This window comes from Agromyces seonyuensis (assembly GCF_009789225.1).
Taxonomy (GTDB): Bacteria; Actinomycetota; Actinomycetes; order Actinomycetales; family Microbacteriaceae; genus Agromyces; species Agromyces seonyuensis.
This window is the reverse complement of the sequence record NZ_WSTA01000013.1, coordinates 12699-31589: the sequence shown is the minus strand read 5'-3', so window position 1 is coordinate 31589 and position 18891 is coordinate 12699. Positions and strand designations below refer to the sequence as shown.

At 70.9% G+C, this 18891-nt stretch carries 19 protein-coding genes; 13 read left to right on the top strand and 6 right to left on the bottom strand.

Annotated elements, in window-relative coordinates:
- Positions 1–38: 38 nt before the first annotated feature.
- Positions 39–476, bottom strand: a complete 438-nt coding sequence (locus GB864_RS04630; RefSeq protein WP_160423177.1) for a nuclear transport factor 2 family protein — start codon at positions 474–476, stop codon at positions 39–41.
- 343 nt (positions 477–819) lie between these two features.
- Between GB864_RS04630 and GB864_RS04625 the strand changes: the two genes are divergently transcribed.
- The 12 genes from GB864_RS04625 (at position 820) to lnt (ending at position 14452) form a co-directional block, all read left to right on the top strand.
- Complete coding sequence (locus GB864_RS04625) at positions 820–1221, top strand: DUF2255 family protein (RefSeq protein ID WP_160423176.1); 402 nt, start codon at positions 820–822, stop codon at positions 1219–1221.
- Positions 1222–1351: 130 nt separating this feature from the next.
- Positions 1352–2524 carry a serine hydrolase domain-containing protein gene (locus GB864_RS04620; RefSeq protein WP_160423175.1) on the top strand — a complete coding sequence of 391 codons (1173 nt, stop codon included), beginning with the start codon at positions 1352–1354 and terminating at the stop codon, positions 2522–2524.
- Between the two features lie 89 nt (positions 2525–2613).
- The gene (locus GB864_RS04615; protein ID WP_160423174.1) at positions 2614–3861 is read left to right on the top strand and encodes a low temperature requirement protein A; all 1248 of its coding nucleotides are present in this window, start codon (positions 2614–2616) and stop codon (positions 3859–3861) included.
- Between the two features lie 326 nt (positions 3862–4187).
- A complete protein-coding gene (locus GB864_RS04610; protein WP_336603877.1) occupies positions 4188–4940 on the top strand; it encodes an HAD family hydrolase in 753 nt (250 codons plus the stop codon).
- Positions 4937–5956 carry a tRNA (adenine-N1)-methyltransferase gene (locus tag GB864_RS04605; protein ID WP_160423173.1) on the top strand — a complete coding sequence of 340 codons (1020 nt, stop codon included), beginning with the start codon at positions 4937–4939 and terminating at the stop codon, positions 5954–5956. The genes GB864_RS04610 and GB864_RS04605 overlap by 4 nt, the downstream gene beginning before the upstream one ends.
- Positions 5957–6065: 109 nt before the next feature.
- Positions 6066–7022, top strand: a complete 957-nt coding sequence (locus tag GB864_RS18915; RefSeq protein WP_160423172.1) for an FKBP-type peptidyl-prolyl cis-trans isomerase — start codon at positions 6066–6068, stop codon at positions 7020–7022.
- A gap of 67 nt (positions 7023–7089) precedes the next feature.
- Positions 7090–8118 carry a WYL domain-containing protein gene (locus GB864_RS18910; protein WP_160423171.1) on the top strand — a complete coding sequence of 343 codons (1029 nt, stop codon included), beginning with the start codon at positions 7090–7092 and terminating at the stop codon, positions 8116–8118.
- Positions 8118–9143, top strand: coding sequence for a helix-turn-helix transcriptional regulator (locus GB864_RS04590; protein ID WP_160423170.1), 1026 nt, complete (start codon positions 8118–8120; stop codon positions 9141–9143). Before GB864_RS18910 ends, GB864_RS04590 begins: the two co-directional genes overlap by 1 nt.
- A 43-nt stretch (positions 9144–9186) precedes the next feature.
- Positions 9187–9444: a twin-arginine translocase TatA/TatE family subunit gene (gene tatA, locus GB864_RS04585; RefSeq protein WP_160423169.1), complete on the top strand. Its 258-nt coding sequence runs from the start codon at positions 9187–9189 to the stop codon at positions 9442–9444.
- 52 nt (positions 9445–9496) lie between these two features.
- On the top strand, positions 9497–10249 hold the full coding sequence (tatC, locus tag GB864_RS04580) for a twin-arginine translocase subunit TatC (RefSeq protein ID WP_160423199.1): 753 nt from the start codon (positions 9497–9499) through the stop codon (positions 10247–10249).
- 67 nt (positions 10250–10316) lie between these two features.
- Positions 10317–12746, top strand: coding sequence for a DEAD/DEAH box helicase (locus GB864_RS04575; RefSeq protein ID WP_160423168.1), 2430 nt, complete (start codon positions 10317–10319; stop codon positions 12744–12746).
- Between the two features lie 65 nt (positions 12747–12811).
- Positions 12812–14452, top strand: a complete 1641-nt coding sequence (gene lnt / locus GB864_RS04570; RefSeq protein ID WP_336603876.1) for an apolipoprotein N-acyltransferase — start codon at positions 12812–12814, stop codon at positions 14450–14452.
- A gap of 134 nt (positions 14453–14586) precedes the next feature.
- Here the strand turns inward: lnt and GB864_RS04565 are convergent, their stop codons facing one another.
- The 4 genes from GB864_RS04565 to GB864_RS04550 form a co-directional block, all read right to left on the bottom strand.
- Positions 14587–14955 carry an RNA polymerase-binding protein RbpA gene (locus GB864_RS04565; RefSeq protein WP_160423167.1) on the bottom strand — a complete coding sequence of 123 codons (369 nt, stop codon included), beginning with the start codon at positions 14953–14955 and terminating at the stop codon, positions 14587–14589.
- A gap of 177 nt (positions 14956–15132) precedes the next feature.
- Positions 15133–15921, bottom strand: a complete 789-nt coding sequence (locus GB864_RS04560; protein ID WP_336603875.1) for a glycerophosphodiester phosphodiesterase family protein — start codon at positions 15919–15921, stop codon at positions 15133–15135.
- Positions 15918–16811, bottom strand: a complete 894-nt coding sequence (locus GB864_RS04555; RefSeq protein WP_160423166.1) for an SPFH domain-containing protein — start codon at positions 16809–16811, stop codon at positions 15918–15920. The genes GB864_RS04560 and GB864_RS04555 overlap by 4 nt, the downstream gene beginning before the upstream one ends.
- Positions 16811–17281, bottom strand: coding sequence for an NfeD family protein (locus GB864_RS04550; protein ID WP_236778879.1), 471 nt, complete (start codon positions 17279–17281; stop codon positions 16811–16813). Before GB864_RS04550 ends, GB864_RS04555 begins: the two co-directional genes overlap by 1 nt.
- A gap of 154 nt (positions 17282–17435) precedes the next feature.
- On the opposite strand from GB864_RS04550, the gene GB864_RS04545 reads away from it, so the two are divergent.
- On the top strand, positions 17436–18209 hold the full coding sequence (locus GB864_RS04545) for an SDR family oxidoreductase (protein WP_160423165.1): 774 nt from the start codon (positions 17436–17438) through the stop codon (positions 18207–18209).
- 79 nt (positions 18210–18288) lie between these two features.
- Here the strand turns inward: GB864_RS04545 and GB864_RS04540 are convergent, their stop codons facing one another.
- Positions 18289–18888, bottom strand: a complete 600-nt coding sequence (locus GB864_RS04540; RefSeq protein ID WP_160423164.1) for an HdeD family acid-resistance protein — start codon at positions 18886–18888, stop codon at positions 18289–18291.
- Positions 18889–18891 lie beyond the last annotated feature (3 nt).

Genomic DNA, 18891 nt, shown 5'->3' with positions numbered 1-18891 from the left:
GGGAGTGTATCGGGCGCCGCAGCGGCGCGGGGAGCGCCTCAAGCCGGTTCACGTGCGGTCCTGGTGTACTCGGCGGTCGCGATCCTCCACTGTCCGTCCTCGCGTCGATACCCGAGCGCGAGCGACCCGGCGCCGTGCACCGCCCGATCGCCGTCGTCCGCGTACCAGGAGTCGTCGATCGTCCAGGTTCCGTCGGCGCGATCCTCGGCGAGCGCGTCGAGTTCCTCGTCGCTCGAGCTCAGGACGACCCGCCCAGCGCCGACCGCATGCTCGAGAGCCGCGCCGATGCCGGGGCTCGACGTGAAGCAGGCCAGTTCGCCTCCGATCTCGTACGCCCGGAAGCGGCCGTCGGCGCTGAACAGGGCGTCCACCTCGGTCCACTCGCGGGCGACGGCCGCGTCGCAGAGCCGCGCTTGCAGGCGACGCAGTTCTTCGAGCACGAGCAGCCGGTCGAGGGGCGGCAGCGCTTCGGTCATCCGTGTTCCGCCGACGAGAACGTGGGGGTGGTCATCATCGGGTGGTTCCTTTCCATGGGGGCCCGCCACGGCGTCCCGGGCGGCTCGTTCGAGCCTGCCGTCCCGAACGCACGCAGTCACCAGGGCAACCCACTGGTCGACTCCCTGGTCGTCGTGGCCGTCGGCCGATGACCGCGGCGGGTGCGCGAGCCCCCGGGGGCGCCCCGGGATCGGCCCGCGTCGACCACGGGCGCGGCCGGCCGGCCCTCGGACGGAGCATGGAGGCCGGTACGGCCATGAGGTCGGCGCGAACGACGAATCGACGGCGCGCGGCCGAGACCGGAGAAAGCGGAGGAGTGCGGACATGAGCGACGTCGGCGGAGGATCGTCGGGACGGACACGGTGGACCGGACCCGAGCTCGGCGCATTCCAGGCGGCGTTCTCGCTGCATCTCACCGCGGGCGCGAGCGGTCCGGACGCCCCCGAGGTGGAGATCGGGATGGTGGTCTCGGGCGGCGAGGTCTACGTCCGCGCCCAGCGCGGAATCGCTTCGCAGTGGTATCGGGCCTCGAAGCGGCACGGCTCCGGGAGGGTCCGGCTCGGCGACGTGTCGTTCGACGTGCTGCTGAGCGATGCGGCACCGTCGGCGTTGCCGGCGATCGACGACGCCTACCGGCGCAAGTACGGGGGGCTCGCCTCCTTCGGGCCCGGCGCACGCGCCGCGACCTTGCGCCTCGACCCGCGACGTCCGGCCGGCGCGATCTGACGTGCGGGCTCACGGCCCGCTCCGCCGATGCGTCGATCCGCGTTCCCGCGACCGCGCGATCCGGGTCGGGGGTTCACCGGCTGCCCGAGCCGTGGGAGTCTGGCCTCCGCGCAGAGGGGATGGAACCAGCATGGATGCCGCAGCACGGGCGGACGGAATCGACGCGGCCCTCAGCAACGCCGTACGCGACGGGCTGGTGCCCGGCGTCGCCGCGGCCGTGACCGATCGGAGCGGGACGATCTACGAGGGAGCCTTCGGTAGCCGCGTGCTGGGTCGCCCCGAGGCGATGACGCCCGACTCGGTGGTGTGGCTCGCCTCCATGACCAAGGCGATCACCGCGGTCGCGGCGATGCAGCTCGTCGAGCGAGGCCGGCTGCACCTCGACGAAGCGGCATCCGTCATGGTGCCCGACCTTGGGGCCGTGCAGGTGCTGGAAGGGTTCGACGACGAGGGGATGCCGCGAACGCGGCCGCCCCGGAGGCCCGTCACGCTCCGCCATCTGCTGACGCACACGGCGGGCTTCGCCGACGAGATCTGGGCCGCGGACATCACGCGCTTTCGTGTCGCGCGGGACGTGCCGCCCCTCATCTCGGGCCTGGATGCCGCACTCGCCACGCCGCTCCTGTTCGATCCCGGCGACGAGTGGCGCTACGGAATCGGCATCGACTGGGCGGGCAAGATGATCGAGGCCGCCAGCGGACAGTGCCTCGGTCACTACCTCGAGGAGCACGTGTTCGGGCCCATCGGCATGGGCAGCACGGCATTCAGGCTGACCTCGGACATGCGGTCCCGCCTCGCCGCCGTGCATCAGCGGGAGGCCGCCGACGTCCTCGCTCCGCAGCTCGAGTTCGAGATCCCCCAGGATCCGGAGTTCGAGATGGGCGGGGGCGGCCTGTACAGCACCGCCCGGGACTACCTCGGCTTCGTTCGCATGATCCTCGACGGCGGACGCGCGGCGGGCGCTCAGGTGCTCGCTCCGGAGACCGTGCACGCGATGTCGAGGAATGCGATCGGGCGGACACGGGTGCGGGCCATGAGGTCGGCCAACCCGGGGTACTCGCTCGACGCCGAGTTCTTCCCCGGGGTCGACAAGACATGGGGGCTGAGCTTCCAGATCAACGAGCAGCCTGCGCCGACCGGCCGCCCCGCGGGCGGACTGATGTGGGCGGGCTTGGCCAACACCTACTTCTGGATCGATCGGACGAGCGGCATCGCCGGAGTCTTCATGACGCAGATCCTCCCGTTCGCCGACCCCGCGGCACTCCGGCTCTACTACGACTTCGAGCGCGCGTTCTACGCCTGAGCCGCCGCGACCCCCGTGCGCCCTGCCCAGTGGGATGCCCGTAAGGCCGACGGGCGCATCGGGTCCGGGCCTGCGGTCATCCTCGAGTGGTGGGAAGCACGTCCTCGCACCGGAGCACCGAGCACCGGTCGCTGCTCCGGCAGGTCGTCGCGGCCGTCGACCGCGGCGGATCGCCCCTCGTCGTGCGCGCCCGCGGCGAGCACCGGGTCACGACCCTCGAACTGTTCTTCGATCTGCTCTTCGTCTTCGCATTCACGCAGGTGACGCACCTCGTCGTCGAGCAGCCGGATGCGATCGGCCTGATCCATGCGGTCACCGTCCTCGGCCTGCTCTGGTGGACGTGGGAGTCGTTCGTGTGGCTCTGCAACGAGGCGCGAGCCGATCGCGGCGTCATCCGTATCGGATTGATCGTCGCGATGGTCCTCGTCCTCGTCATCGCGCTCACGATCTCGCAGGCGTTCGAGCAGTCGTCGTCGAGCCGGGGCGCGGCGCTGGCGATCGCGGTCGGGTACACGGCCGTGAAGATCGTGCACGCGGCGTGCTTCCTCGTCGCTGCCGGCGACAGCCCGCTTCGCCGGCAGCTCGTCATCTCGCTCGTCGCCTCGGTGATGCCGACCGGGACGTTGCTGGTCGTGGGTGCGGTCGTCGGCGGCGACGCGCAGACCTGGTTGTGGCTCGCGGCCTTCGCCGCCGATGTGATCGCCGCCTACGCGACCTCGGCGCTGGGCGGTGAGCATCTCGCCGCAGCCGGCCATTTCGCCGAGCGCCACGGCCTCATCGTCCTCCTCGCACTGGGGGAGACGCTCCTGGCGATCGGCACGAGCGCAGTCGGCGAGCTGAGCGCGCCGGTCGTGCTCGTCGTGGCGCTGAGCCTCCTCATCTCGCTCGCCCTGTGGCGGTGGTACTTCGCGTCGTTCGCCGATGCCCTGCGCGCCCGCCTCGCGCGGCTCGGCGGTCCGGCGCGCTCCCACCTCGGTCGGGACGCGTACGCCTACGGGCACTTCCCACTGATCGTCGGCATACTCGCCACGGCCGTCGGCGGCGAGCGCCTCGTCGAACTGGTCGGCGCAGGCGAGGGCCGCACGGGATGGTTCGCCGCGGCGGCACTCGCCCTGGGCCCGGCGCTCTTCCTGCTGGCCGGCGCCGCCGTGGCCGCACGCGCATCCGCCGGCGCCATCCGCATCCGCATCTCCGCGGCGGCGTTTCTCCTGGCGCTCGTCCCCGTGATCTCACTGCTGCCACCGGCCGCGACGGCGGCAGCGGTCGCCGCAGCGCTCGCCCTCGCGGCTCTCGCCGACCGGCGGCCGGGTCGCAGTGCAGACTTCGAGCTCGGATGACCCGCAGCCGGAGTACGACCGCCGCAGCGCGGCCCCCGATCCTGGCGCACCGTGACGGGATGCCGACTCACCGCGTGCGGGAGGACGATCGAACTGTTCGCGGCCCCGACCAGCCGCTTGCGCCGTGCCGGCCGGTTCCGACGAGGTCGTGATCCTGGTCGCGATAGTGTGGTTCGTCATACCCCGGAGGTGCACCGGCGGCTTCGCCCGACATCCACTCGCCGCCCAACGCGCGGCCGTGAGCGGGACTGCTTCCAATGCACGCGACCCCCGATCTCGGGTGGAGAGTCGCACGGATCGTCACCCGGAACACTTCGAAAGGCATCGTGAGCACCGCCGAATCTCCTGAAACCGCCGGTCAGCAGTCGCACGCACCGCGCCGCCTCCCCGCCGCCGTCCTGTGGGACATGGACGGCACCCTCGTCGACACGGAGCCCTACTGGATCCGCGCCGAGACCGAGCTCATCGAGTCGTACGGCGGCACTTGGACTCATGAGGACGCCCTCGAGATGGTCGGCAAGGGCCTGTGGGATTCCGCGGCGATCATCCAAGCGAAGGGGGTCGAGCTTTCCGCCGACGAGATCGTCCACCGGCTGACCTCCGAGGTGCGCACGCAGATCGAGCAGTACGGCGCCCCCTGGCGCCCCGGTGCGCTTGAGCTCCTCCGCGCTGCGCGCGAGGCGGGCATCCGCGCCGCCCTCGTGACCATGTCGATCCGATCGATGGCGCAGGATGTCGTCGACGCGGCGGGCTTCGACGCCTTCGATCTCCTCGTCACCGGTGACGAGGTCGCCGAGCCGAAGCCGCATCCGGCCGCGTATCTGAAGGCGGCCGACGAGCTCGGCGTCGACATCGCCGACTGCATCGCGATCGAGGACTCGGTGACCGGCGTGACGAGCGCGCACCGCGCCGGCGCGATCGTCATCGGCGTGCCGAACGTCGTCTCACTGCACGACGCCCCGACCGACGTGCTGCTGCCGAGCCTGACCGAGATCGACGTCGACGGCCTGATCCGCCTGGCGAGCGAGCGAGCGGCCGGCACGGCCGCCGCAGAGAACGTAGAGAAGGAGCGCGCATGAGCGCCCACCGATCCGGCCCGTTCGCCGACGGCGACAAGGTCCAGCTGACCGGCCCCAAGGGCAAACTGCACACCATCACGCTCACCCCGGGGGCCGAGTTCCACTCGCACCGCGGCGCGATCAAGCACGACGACCTCATCGGCCTGCCCGACGGCTCGGTCGTCACAAACCACGTGGGGGAGTCGTACCTCGCCCTTCGCCCGCTGCTGAGCGACTTCGTCATGTCGATGCCGCGCGGCGCCGCGATCATCTACCCGAAGGACGCCGCCCAGATCCTGGCGAAGGCCGACATCTTCCCCGGCGCGACGGTCGTGGAGGCCGGTGTCGGCTCCGGCGCGCTCTCGCTGTGGCTGCTGCGCGCCCTCGGCGGGCAGGGCAGGCTGCTCTCCTTCGAGCGCCGCGAGGAGTTCGCCGACGTCGCCCGCGGCAACGTGATCTCCTTCAACGGCTTCGAGCCCGAGAACTGGTCGATCGGCATCGGCGATCTCCAGGATGCCCTCCCGGCCGCGGCGCCCGAGGGGACCGTGGACCGCGTCATCCTCGACATGCTCGCGCCGTGGGAGTGCCTCGACGTCGTGGCGACGGCGATGAAGCCGGGCGGCGTGCTGCTCTGCTACGTCGCGACGGTCACGCAGCTCTCCCGCGTCGCCGAGGCGATCCGCGCGACGGACGCGTTCACTGAACCGTCCTCCGACGAGACGATCGTGCGCGGCTGGCATGTCGAGGGCCTCGCTGTTCGCCCCGATCACCGCATGGTCGGCCACACGGCGTTCCTCATCACCGCCCGTCGTCTGGCGCCCGGTGCCGTGCTGCCCGAGCTCAAGCGCCGCGCGTCGAAGAGCGATTTCAGCGACGAGGATGTGGAGCTCTGGACTCCGGGGGCCCTCGGCGAACGCGAGGTCAGCGCGAAGAGCCTCCGCAAGCGCGTGCGGGCCGCCGGGGCGGCCGCCCGCCGCGCGCTCGGCGACGAGGATGCGGCTCCGGCGGACGTCGAGGATGCCTCGACCGAGCAGTGAACCCGTGGCCGATCGGCGGCGCATCGAGGCGCGGTGCGCTGCCGGTAGGCTGTGACCTTGGTCGGCCCAGCCGGCCTGCCCGATGCGTCGTCGTAGGAATCGAGGATCCGTGCGCAAGTACTTCGCGCTCATCGCCACCGGCGGGCTGATCGCCGTCGCCCTGACCGGTTGCGCGGCCCCCGCCGAGCCGCAGGCGACGAGCGGTGCGACGGTCGACGCGGTCCACGTGAGCGGCGAGTTCGGGGAGACGCCCGATGTGGAGTTCCCGACGCCGCTGACCGCGCAGGACACCCAGTGCCGAGAGGTCATCGAGGGGGAGGGCGACTACCTCTCGCCCGGCCAGTTCCTCGAGCTCGGCCTGTACTGGGCCAACGGCACGACCGGCGAGGTCATCGCGACCGCCGGTTTCGACGACGAGCAGACCCAGGTGCTCACCCCGAGCGCCTCGACGACCCCGGCCCCGCTCGTCGAGGGCCTCAGCTGCGCCCGCGACGGCAGCCGCGTCGTGGTGACGACGACCGCCGAGGAGTTCTACGGCCCCGACCGCGGCAACGACGCGCAGGGCATCGCCCCCGGCGACACCCTCGTGTTCGTGATGGACGTCATCAAGGCCTACCCCGATCGCGCCGACGGCGCCGTGCGGCTCTCGCGCGACGGCTTCCCGGCCGTCGTGCTCGACGGTGACGGGCGCCCCGGCGTGACCGTCCCGAGCTCCGGCCCGTTCGAGGACCTCGAGGTCGAGACGCTCAAGCAGGGCTCCGGCGCGACCGTCGAAGACGGCGACCTCGTCGTCGTCAACTTCACCGGCGTCCTCTGGGACGACAACACCGTGTTCGACACCACGTGGAAGGACGAGGGCACCTCGCCCACCGTGTGGAGCGTCGGCGAGGGCGGGAACATCCCCACGGGCCTCTCCGATGCGCTCATCGGCAAGACCGTCGGGTCGCAGGTCGTCGTCGTCGTGCCGCCGGACCAGGGCTACGGCTCGAGCGGCTCGGGCGAGATCCCGGCGGACGCGACGCTCGTGTACGTCGTCGACATCCTCGGGATCTACGGCGACGAGTGATCGGCGTCCGGGCGACGGGCGCGTGCGCCCGGGTCCGGCTCCCCGTGCGCTCGCTATGATCGCTGACGTGCCCGACGAGCGAGCTTCGCAGGACCGAGTCCCCAACGAGGACCGGCTCTTCAATCTGGTCCTCGCCCTCGTGGAGACGCGCGGCGGACTGCTGAAGTCCGACCTCTTCGCGCGGGTCCGCGGGTATCGCGGACGCGCCGGCGCAGGCGTGTCCACGGAAGCCCTCGACAAGCAGTTCGAACGCGACAAGGCCCTCCTGCGCGACCTCGGTATCCCGCTCGAGACCGCGGACTCGCCCGACCACGTCGGGGACGGGCGCTACACGCGCTACCGCATCCCGCGCGAGGCGTTCGAGCTCCCGGCCTCCGTGCGGTTCACGGCCGACGAACTGCCGCTCCTGCTGCTCGCCGCCCAGACGTGGTCCGGCGTCGGCGCGCTCTCCGCGCCCGCGCGCCGCGCCGTCATGAAGCTGCGCGCGTTCGGCGTGGAGGGTGCCTCGCCGCTCGTCGGCTACGCCCCGCGCATCCGCGTGCGCGACACCGCGTTCGACCCGCTGCAGCAGGCGCTCGATCGCGGCCAGGCGGTCTCGTTCCTGTACTTCACCCCCGGCACCGACGGCCCCCGGCTCCGCCGGGTCGACCCGATCGCCCTCGTCGAGCACGAGGGTCGCTGGCACCTTCACGGTCGTGACCGCGATCGCGACGCCGAGCGCACCTATCTGCTCAGCCGCATCAGCGGCGAGGTCAAGCCGATCCGCGGGGCGAGCTCGCCGCCCGCGCCCGAGGGCGCCGGCGAAGCCGTGAAGGAACGTCTCCGCGCGCTCCGCGCCGCGCAGTCCGCGACGGTCGAGGTCGCCGCCGGCAGCGAAGCCGCACTCCGGCTCGGACGCCGTGCGTACGCGCGGGACGGCGACCTGGTGCGACTGCACTACACCGACCTGCTCGTGCTCGCCGACGAGCTCGCGGGCTACGGGCCGGAGGTGCGCGTGCTCGAGCCCGCGGCTCTCGTGGACCGCGTCGTCGACCGGCTGCGCCTCGTGGCGAGCGCCCACGGGGCATCCGCCCCCGACCCGGAGGGAGCCCGCTGATGGCCGGCCGCGCCGACGACAAGCTCTCCGTGCTGCTCGCGCTCGTGCCCTATCTCGTGGCGCAGCGTGTCGTCGCCGTCGAGGAGGCCGCCGAACAGCTCGGTCTCACCCCCGAAGCGATCCGCGAGGCGGTGCGGCTCATCGCGCTGACCGGCATTGCGGCTACCGCGGGGGAGGAGCCGATGCACGACGAGATGTTCGACATCGATTGGGACGCGTTCCTCGACGAGGACGTCATCGTGCTCTCCAACGCCGTCGGCATCGGCGAGTACTTGCGCTTCTCCTCCAGCGAGTCCGCCGCGCTCATCAGCGGCCTCACCTACCTTTCGCGCCTGCAGCTCGGCGAGCGGGCCGCGATGGACGACCTCGCCGCACGGCTGCGCGAAGGAACCGTCGGCGACCCGATGCCGCTGCTCGTGTCCTCCGCGACGAACGGGGTCGGCACTGCCGACCCGGACCCCGACGACGGCGTACTGGCGCTCGTCGTCGCGGCGCGCGACGCCGGGCGGCGCCTCGAGTTCGAGTACCGCAGCGGCAAGGACGAGACCCTGCGCCGTCAGGTCGACCCGTTGCAGGTCTACTCCGACGGCCCGGACTGGTACGTCCGCGGCTACTGCCACCTCCGCGAGGGCCTGCGCAACTTCCGGCTCGATCGCATGATCGGACCGGTCATGACCGACGTGCCGGTCGACGACCACAGCGATCTGCCGCTCGAGGACGGCCTGTTCCACCCGTCCGACTCCGACCTCCAGGTCGTCGTCGACGTCGCCGCGGGCGGTCTGCCGTTCCTCGTCGACTACCTCGCCGACGACGAGCGCGCAGTGGTCGGCGATCGCACCCGCGTGACCCTGCGCATCGCTCACCTGCCGGGCCTCGTGCGCCTCGTCTCGAGCCTGCCGGGTCTCGTGCGCGTCGTCGCTCCGGAGCCTGCGCGCCTCGCCGTCGAGCACTGGGCCGCCGCCGCTGCGGCGCGCTATCCGAGCGAGGATGCCGGGACGGCAGCCGCGGGCGACTCCGCCCGCTAGACTGCCGCAGACCGCTTATTCACTCAGGAACGGATCCCGCCTGATGTTCGCAAATCTCACCGGATGGCACTTCCTCATCATCCTGGTCATCATCCTGCTGCTCTTCGGAGCGCCCAAGCTGCCCGCACTGGCGCGGAGCCTGGGGCAGTCGATGAAGATCCTCAAGAGCGAAGTCCGCGAGAACGACGGCGCCAAGGACGGCACCGCCACCTCCACGAACCCCGACTCGACCGCCAAGGACGCCGCACCGAGCACCGCCGACGACACGTCGAAGCCCTCGGCCGGCGGACCGTCGGCCTGAACGGATGACCGCCACCGCGGCCCGCTCCGACGGTAGGAACCGCGAGCGGCGCATGTCGCTCGGCGAGCACCTCCGCGAGCTGCGCAAACGGCTCTTCATCGCCGCGATCGGACTCGTGGTCGGCATGGTCGCCGGCTTCATCGTCTCCGACTGGGTGTGGTACGCGCTGCAGGGTCCGATCCGCCTCATCGCCGAGGCGCAGAACGCCGAGCTCGTCTTCCCGACGATCACCGGTGCGTTCGACCTGCGACTGAAGATCTCGCTCTACATCGGCGTCGTCGTCTCGGCGCCGGTCTGGCTCTACCAGATCTTCGCCTTCCTCGTCCCGGGGCTCACGAAGCGCGAGCGCGGCTACGTGTTCGGCTTCTTCTTCTCGGCCGTGCCGCTCTTCGCGGCCGGTTGCGTCGCCGCCTGGTACGTCCTGCCGCACATCGTCGAGCTCATGACGAGCTTCGTGCCGACGGGCGCCTCCTCGTACCTGTCGGCCGACTACTACGTCGACTTCGTGCTGAAGCTCATGATCGCCGTCGGCGTCGCCTTCGTGGTGCCGGTGTTCCTCGTGCTGCTGAACTTCGCGAGCATCCTCTCGGCCGAGACGATCATCAAGTCCTGGCGCATCGCGGTGCTCGTCATCGCGCTGTTCTCCGCGATCGCGACGCCGGCCGCCGACGTGTTCTCGATGTTCCTCCTCGCGGTGCCGATGGTGGTGCTCTACTTCGTCGCGTGGTTCATCGCGTTCCTCCACGACCGACGTGCGGCCCGCAAGCTGGCGCAGGAGCTCGGCACCGAGATCGAAGCGACCTGACGAGACGGCGGGTCGGCATCGCCGCCGACCCGCCGTCTCCGTCGGTCCGGCGGCTTAGGCTGAACGGGTGACCGACCTCTCCCCGGCCGAACGCTACGCCCGCTCGCGGCAGCAGCGCCGGCAGCCCCGTCTCGAGTCCTTCGCCGCAGGGCAGCGCTTCGACCTCGACGAGTTCCAGCGCGCCTCGTGCACCGCGCTCGACGAGGACCGCAGCGTGCTCGTCGCGGCGCCGACGGGCGCGGGCAAGACGGTCGTCGCCGAGTTCGCGGTCTACCTCGCGATGCAGGAGACCGACGCGAAGGTCTTCTACACGACGCCGATCAAGGCGCTCTCGAACCAGAAGTACCAGGAGTTCGTCGAGACGTGGGGCGCCGAGCACGTCGGCCTGCTCACGGGCGACACCAACGTCAACTCGACGGCGCGGATCGTCGTCATGACGACCGAGGTGCTGCGCAACATGCTCTACGCCGAGTCGCCGCTGCTCGACCGGCTCGCCTACGTGGTCATGGACGAAGTGCACTACCTCGCCGACCGCTTCCGCGGCGCCGTGTGGGAGGAAGTGATCATCCACCTGCCGGAGCGAGTGCGGCTCGTGTCGCTGTCGGCGACGGTCTCCAACGCCGAGGAGTTCGGCGATTGGCTCCAGGCCGTGCGCGGCGACACCGACGTCATCGTCTCGGAAGACCGGCCCGTGCCGCTCGAACAGCACGTGCTGCTCGACCGCAAGCTCGTCGACCTGTTCGACTCGTCGGGTCAGGCCGCGACGCATCGCGTCAACCCGGAGCTGAAGCGCCTGGCATCCGGTCGCAACCTCGGCGAGCGCTCGCGCCGCGGGCGCCGCGGCGGCGACCGGTCCCAGCGTCAACGCCCCACCGCCCATCGGGCCGACCGCGTCGAGATCACCGGGATGCTCGCACAGGCGAACCTGCTGCCCGCGATCTGCTTCATCTTCTCCCGCGCCGGCTGCGACCAGGCCGTCCGGCAATTGCTCCGGGCCGACGTGCGCCTCACCGACCGCGAGGAGCGCGATCAGATCCGCGAAGTGGTCGAAGCCCGAGCCCGGATGCTCCGCGACGAGGATCTCGCCGTCCTCGGCTTCTGGGAGTGGCGCGACGGGCTCGAGCGCGGCATCGCCGCGCACCACGCCGGGCTCCTGCCCGCGTTCAAGGAGACGGTCGAGGAGCTCTTCCAGAAGAAGCTCGTGAAGATGGTCTTCGCCACCGAGACGCTCGCGCTCGGGGTGAACATGCCGGCCCGCACCGTCGTGCTCGAGAAGCTCGAGAAGTTCAACGGCGAGGCCCGCGTGCCGATCACGCCGGGGGAGTACACGCAGCTCACCGGCCGCGCCGGCCGCCGCGGCATCGACGTCGAGGGCCATTCGGTCATCCAGTGGGTCGACGGACTCGACCCCGAAGCGGTCGCATCGCTCGCATCGCGCCGTTCGTACCCCATGAACTCGTCGTTCCGGCCGACCTACAACATGGCGGTCAATCTCATCGACCAGTTCGGGCGCGAGCGCACGCGGCAGATCCTCGAGCAGTCGTTCGCGCAGTTCCAGGCCGACCGGGCCGTCGTCGACCTCGCCCGCACGCTCCGCAAGCAGGAGGAGTCGCTCGCCGGCTACGCCGAGGCCATGCGCTGCCATTTGGGCGACTTCGGCGAGTTCGCCGCGATCCGCCGCGACATCGGGCGGCTCGAGAAGGAGAACACCCGCGGCAACCTGTCGCACGTGCAGCGCGAGCGCATCCAGCACGAGCTCGGCGTGAAGCGCAAGGCGATGCGGGCGCATCCCTGCCAGGGCTGCGCCGAGCGGGAGCAGCACGCCCGCTGGGCCGAGCGCTGGTGGCGTCTCGAGCAGGACCACGACAAGCTGCGGGGGCAAATCCGCTCGCGCACGGGGCAGGTCGCGAAGATCTTCGACCGCGTCGTCGATGTGCTGCTGGAGTGCGGCTACCTCGAGCGCGACGAGCACGGCGTCGTCCGTCCGACCTCGGCCGGTCGCGCGCTCAAGCGCATCTACGGCGAACGCGATCTCCTCGTCGCCGAATGCCTGCGCCGCGGAATCTGGGACGGCCTGGACGTGCCGCAGATCGCGGCGATGGCGGCGACGATCGTCTACGAGCCGCGGCGCGACGACGCCTTCGACCCGCGCGACCTGCCCCGAGGACGCTTCCGCACGGCGCTCGACGCCACCCTCGACGCATGGAGCGACCTCGACGACGTCGAGCACGACGCGAAGCTGCCCGGCACCGACCAGCCGACCCCGTCCCTCGCCGGCCCCATGCACGCGTGGGCGCGCGGCCTCGGCCTCGGCCAGGTCCTCGAGCTCGCGGGCCTCGCCGCCGGCGACTTCGTGCGCGTCACGAAGCAGGTCATCGACCTCCTCGACCAGATCTCGATCGTCGCCGAGCCCGAGCTCGCGACGAACGCCCGGGCGGCGATCGACGCGATCCGACGCGGCGTGGTCGTCGACGTCGTCGACGCGTACGCGGGGTGAGGGGGATGACGGCCACGACCACGCTCTCGGCGAATCCATCGGCGCCGCGGCCTAGGATTTCCCCCGTGCTCCCGACGCCCCAGGTGCTGCGCACCGATTCGCGGCTGCCGCTCTGGCTCGCCGTCCTCCTCGCCTTCGCGGCCGGTATCGCGTTCGACGCGAGCACGCCCGACCGCTCGTGGTGGATGCTCGCCCCCGTCGCGCTCGTCGCGCTGTTCGCGGCGCTCGTCGGACGCGGCTTCTGGTCCGGGGCGCTCGTGGGACTCGTCGCGGGCGGCGCCTTCTGGCTCACGCACATCGAGTGGCTGACGCTCTACCTCGGGCCGCTCCCGTGGGCTGCGCTGGCCGGCGTGATGATGCTCTGGTGGGGGCTCGGGCTCGGCCTCACCGCGCTCGCCCTCGATCGCGGACCCCGGGCGTGGCCGACGCGGTTCGGCCGCCTCGTGCTCGTGCCCGCGGTCGTCGCGGGACTCTGGGTCGCCCGCGAGGGCATCCAGTCGACGTGGCCGTACGGCGGGTTCGCCTGGGGGCGCCTCGCCATTGCACAGGCGAACGGCGAGCTCGCGCAACTCGTCGCCTGGGTCGGCGCCGCCGGCGTCGGTTTCCTCCTGGCGTTCCTCGGTGCGTTCGCGCTGCAGCTCGGTCGCGAAGGCCTCGACCGGCAGCCCGCGTGGGCGCAGTCGCCGTTCGTGCAGCAGTCGTTCGGCCGGGTGCGCTCGAGCAGCCGGGTCGGCCGACTCTTCGACACGGGCCTCGGCAGGGTGACGGCCCTCGTCGGTGCGACGGCGATCCTGCTCGTCTTCCCGGCCTGGCCGGCCCCGACCGCCGACGAGCTGAAGGTGGCCGCGATCCAGGGCGGCGCCGATGCGTCGCTCTTCACCGAGGTCCGCCAGGGCGAGGTCATGCAGGCCCACATCGACGAGACCGTCCGCGCGCTCGAGGGCGACGGCGTGATCGAGGACGTCGACCTCGTGGTCTGGCCGGAGAACGGCGCCGACCTTGATCCGCTCCGCTCGGAAGCGTCGTCGCGCGTGCTGAACTCGCTCGCCGAGCGCTACGACGCGCCGTTCGTCGTCGGCACCATCACGGCCCGCGGCGACGACTTCTACAACACTTCGCTCGTCTGGGAGGCCGGCGTCGGCGTCACGGACTGGTACGACAAGGCGCATCCCGTGCCGTTCGCCGAGTACATGCCCGACCGGGCGTTCTGGCGGCCGTTCGCGCCCGACCTCATCGACCTCGTCAGCCGCGACTACACGGCGGGCACCCGCGACGCCGTCTTCGACGTCGCCGGCACGGTCGTGAGCTCGGCGATCTGCTTCGACATCAGCGACGACCAGCTCATGTACGAGATGATCGGCGACGGCTCGCAGCTCATCCTGGCGCAGACCAACAACGCCGACTTCGGGCACACGGACGAGAGTCTCCAGCAGCTCGCGATCGCGCGGATGCGCGCGGTGGAGACCGGCCGCACCGTCGTGAACATCTCGACGGTCGGCACGAGCGCGATCATCCTTCCGGACGGCACGATCGAGGATCAGGTGCCGACCTGGCGAGCCGAGTCCATGGTCGACTCCGTGCCGCTGGCCACGGCGATCACGCCGGCGTCGGCCGCGGGCCGTCAGCTCGAGTGGCTCGCCGCGGGCATCGGACTCGCGGGGCTCGGCGTCGCACTCTGGTTCGGCCGCCGCCCGAAGCGCTCCTGACGCCGACTCCGCCCCGTTCCGGGCGCACGAAAACGGCCGATGCGCCATGCGCGCTCTGGTCCAGGCCCGGGGATCCGGGGCGCACGAAATCGGCCGATGCGCCATGCGCACCGGCCGGGATCGTACAGGGGGACTTACGCGCTCTGCTTGGCAGTCTCGCCGCGGCGGGCGCGCAGGTACTGGAGTCGCTCCTCGAGGATCTCCTCGAGCTCGGCGCGCGTGCGGCGCTCGAGCAGCATGTCCCAGTGGGTGCGGGCGACCTTGTCGCCCGAGTGGTCCACGACCAGCGGTGCGTCGCCGACGACGAGGGAAGCGGTGCCGTTGCACTGCTTGCATTCCCAGGTCTCAGGAGTGTCCGCCTCGGTCGCGAAGACCAGGACCGTGTCCTTGCCGCAGTCCTCGCATCGGTAGGTGAACTGCGCGCGGTCGGCGAACACGACGCCGTCCTCGCTCTGCATGCTCTGTGCGCCGATGCGCATGCCTCGAAGGCTCCGCTCTGCCATTTCGCTCTCGCTCCTTCCGCTTTCGAACGTCACTCTGTATAACGGATCAAGCTGTGGGGATCCTTGCCGCAAGCCGAACGATTGGCGGGGATTTCTCAGTTTCGCGCGCGCCTCGGCAGCGGTGGAACTGCAGTCAGGCTCGCGGCGTGCGAAGCGGACGGACGTCGAGGACGCCGCTCAGCCGCCGTCGGATCGTCTGCCGCGTCGTGCGGCGACCAACGGTACCGCGAGATCGCAGCGGTCGGTGACGAGACCGTCGACGCCGAGGTCGAGCAGCCGCCGCATGTCCTCCGGGTCGTTGACGGTCCACACGTGGACCTCGGCGCCGGCGCGGTGCACGATGCGGAGGAACCGCGCGCTCACGATGCGCAGGAATCCCGCCCGCTCCGGCACTTGGAGCGCGCCCGCGCCGCGGAGCCCGGCACGGACGAGCGCGGTGCTCCCGAACCAGGAGCCGACGAGGCACAGGATGACCGCGCGCCGGCCGCCGGAGGTGGCGACGCCCGGGAGCCGCTCGGCGAGACGCATCCGACGGCCGTCGTCGAACGAGGTCAGCAGCACGCGATCGGCTGCATCAGCGGCCAGCACCGCCTCGATCGCCGGCCCGAGCGCGGCCTCCTGTTTGACGTCGATGTTGAAGCGCGCGTCGGGGAAGCGCACGAGGACGTCCTCGAGTCGCTCCGGATGCTCGCCGCCGCCGAGGTCGATGGACGCCAACTGGATGACCGTGAAGTCGCCGATGCGGCCGCGCCGACCGGCGACCCGCTCGAGGTCGGGGTCGTGGGAGACGATCGCGACGCCGTCGCGGCTCGCGTGGACGTCGGTCTCGAGGGAGTCGGCGCCGGCCGACAGCGCGGCCGCGAAGGCGCCGACCGTGTTCTCGGGGGACTCGAGCGCGAGGCCGCGATGGGCCAGCACGCGAGGAGTCGGTCCGTCGAAGTACCGCGAGCGCACGTCGCCGCTCACGCCGCCGGCGGCTTGGGGGTGAACGCCGAGCCGATGCCTTTGAGCGCCTCGGTGAGCTCGCTCGGGATGATCCAGAGCTTGTTCGCGTCGCCCTTCGCGAGCTCGGGCAGGGTCTGCAGGTACTGGTAGGCGAGCAACGGCGAGTCGGGACCGCCCTCGTGGATCGCGGCGAACACCGTCTGGATGGCTTCGGCCTCGCCCTGGGCGCGGAGCACGGCGGCCTTCGCGTCGCCCTCGGCGCGGAGGATCTCGGCCTGCCGGAGGCCTTCGGCCTGGAGGATCGCCGACTGCTTCGTGCCCTCGGCCGTGAGGATCGCCGCGCGGCGGTCTCGCTCGGCGCGCATCTGCTTCTCCATCGAGTCCTGGATGGAGACGGGCGGGTCGATCGCCTTGAGCTCGACGCGTCCGACGCGGATGCCCCACTTGCCGGTGGCTTCGTCGAGCACGATGCGGAGCTGCCCGTTGATGTTGTCGCGGCTCGTGAGCGCCTCTTCGAGGTTCATGCCGCCGACTACGTTTCGGAGCGTCGTGGTCGTGAGCTGCTCGACCGCCCCGAGGTAGTCGGCGATCTCGTACGTCGCGGCACGGGAGTCGGTGACCTGGAAGTAGACGACGGTGTCGATCGAGACGACGAGGTTGTCCTCGGTGATCACCGGCTGCGGCGGGAACGAGACGACCTGCTCGCGCATGTCGACGTGCGCACGGATGTGGTCGATGAACGGCACGAGGATGTTCAGTCCGGGCTGGAGGGTCTTGTGGTACCGGCCGAGCCGCTCGACGACGCCCGTCTGCGCCTGCGGGATGATGCGGATCGATCTCGAGATGACGACGATCACGAAGATGACGATCGCGACGACCGCGATGATGACGATGACAGTGCCGGCTTCCATTACGACGCACTCCGTTCGAGCGGGACGACGACGGCGGTCGCGCCGTCGATGGCGGTGACGAGCACGGCTTCGCCGACTGGGACGTCGCGCTGCTCGGTGATGGGGGAGAGGCGAGCGGTCCAGATGTCGCCGTTGCGCAGCTTCACCTGGCCGCCGGACGTGCCGATCGTGCGCACGACGCTGCCGGACTCGCCGACGAGCGCGTCGACGTTTGATTTCGTCGGATCACCGCTCTTCTGGAGGGCGCGCAAGAGCCTCGGGCGCAACGTGAAGATGAGGAGGAGGGCGAGCGCGGCGGCCACGACGACCTGCGCCCACCACGGGATGCCCGCGAGCCCGGAGAGGAGCCCGCCGACGCTGCCGATCGCGAGCATGAGGAACGTCATCTCGAGCGTGAAGATCTCGATCACGGCGAAGACGAGGATGAGGACCAGCCAACCGATCCAGGCGTACTGGGTCAAGACGTCCAACGCGACTCCTTCGTTCCGGGCTGCCTCGAACCTAGCAGTCGGCACCCCGGTGCCGGAGGCGCAACGGCGGCATATCCGGGCCGGTAATGTCGAAGCGGCGCCGGGGGCAGGCCCTCGCCGCCGACGACCTGCTCGAACCGTCTGGAGTTCCCACGTGACCAACCCCCTCGCCCCCGATTCCCTCGCCGGCCGTGTCGCCGTCGTCACCGGCTCCTCGCGCGGGATCGGTGCCGACACCGCGAAGTACCTGGCCGCCGCCGGTGCCGCGGTCGTCATCAACTACCGCAACAAGGAGGCGCGCGCGCTGAAAGTCGTCGGCGAGATCGAAGCGGCCGGCGGCCGGGCGATCGCCGTCGGCGCCGACCTCACCGATGCGGCATCCGTCGCGGCGATGTTCGAGGCCGCGGAGACCGCGTTCGGCCACGTCGACCTGCTGGTCCTGAACGCCTCGGGCGGCATGGAGACCGGCATGGGCGAGGACTACGCCATGCGGCTCAACCGCGACGCGCAGCTCAACGTGGTCGAGCAGGCACTGCCGCACCTCGGCGCCGGCTCGCGCATCGTCTTCGTGACGAGCCACCAGGCGCACTTCATCCGCACCACCCCGACCATGCCGGAGTACGAGCCGGTCGCCCTCTCCAAGCGGGCCGGCGAGGACGCGCTGCGCGAGAAGCTGCCCGAGTACGAGGCCGCCGGCGTCGAGTTCGTCGTGGTCTCGGGCGACATGATCGAGGGCACGATCACCGCGACGCTCCTCGAGCGGGCGAACCCGGGTGCCATCGCCCTCCGCAAGGAGGAGGCGGGCAAGCTCTTCAACGTCGCCGAGTTCGCCGCCGAGGTCGCGTTGGCAGCCGTCGACCCGATCCCGGCGGAGCACACCCGCTACGTCGGCGACGTCTCGGGATTCAGCCCCGCGACCCTCGACTAACTGGCCGACGTCCGAAGACGTCGAGCGGGGCGGATGCGATGCATCCGCCCCGCTCGTCTCGTCGGGCCGGTCGCGCGGCTCAGACCGTCGTCGCGCCGCGTCCGAACGTGAACGCGCGCACGATCTGGAAGATGCCGAACACGATCAGGCTGATGCCGGTGAAGATGAAGAGGAACGTGAAGCCCCAGATCGGGGAGAAGAGCAGCACGAGGCCGGCGAGGATGCCGAGGATGCCGAAGAAGATCGACCAGCCCTTGGATGCGGCATCGCCCGCGGTCGCGAGCGAGACGATTCCCTCCACGATCCAGAGGATGCCGACGAGGATACCGATGAAGGCGGCCAGGGCGACGGCCGAGGACTGCAGGTTCATGAAGACGACGATCGACCCGACGATGAAGAGCACGCCGAGCACGAGGTCGAGGGCTCTCGCACCGCCCGAGATCCCTCGGGCGAAGATGCCCATGCCGAGGTAGATCAGTCCCGCGATGATGAGGTAGAACGCGAGCAGCCAGGTGAAGACCGTGATCGCGCTCTTCGGCGCGAACGTCATCCAGATGCCGATGACGAGCATGAGCACGCCCGAGATGCCGAGCCCGATGCGGATCGAGTTGATCGCGGACTTCGCGAGACCCGCGGAATCGATGGCGAACCCCGAGAACGGGGACGATGAGGTGGACATGGC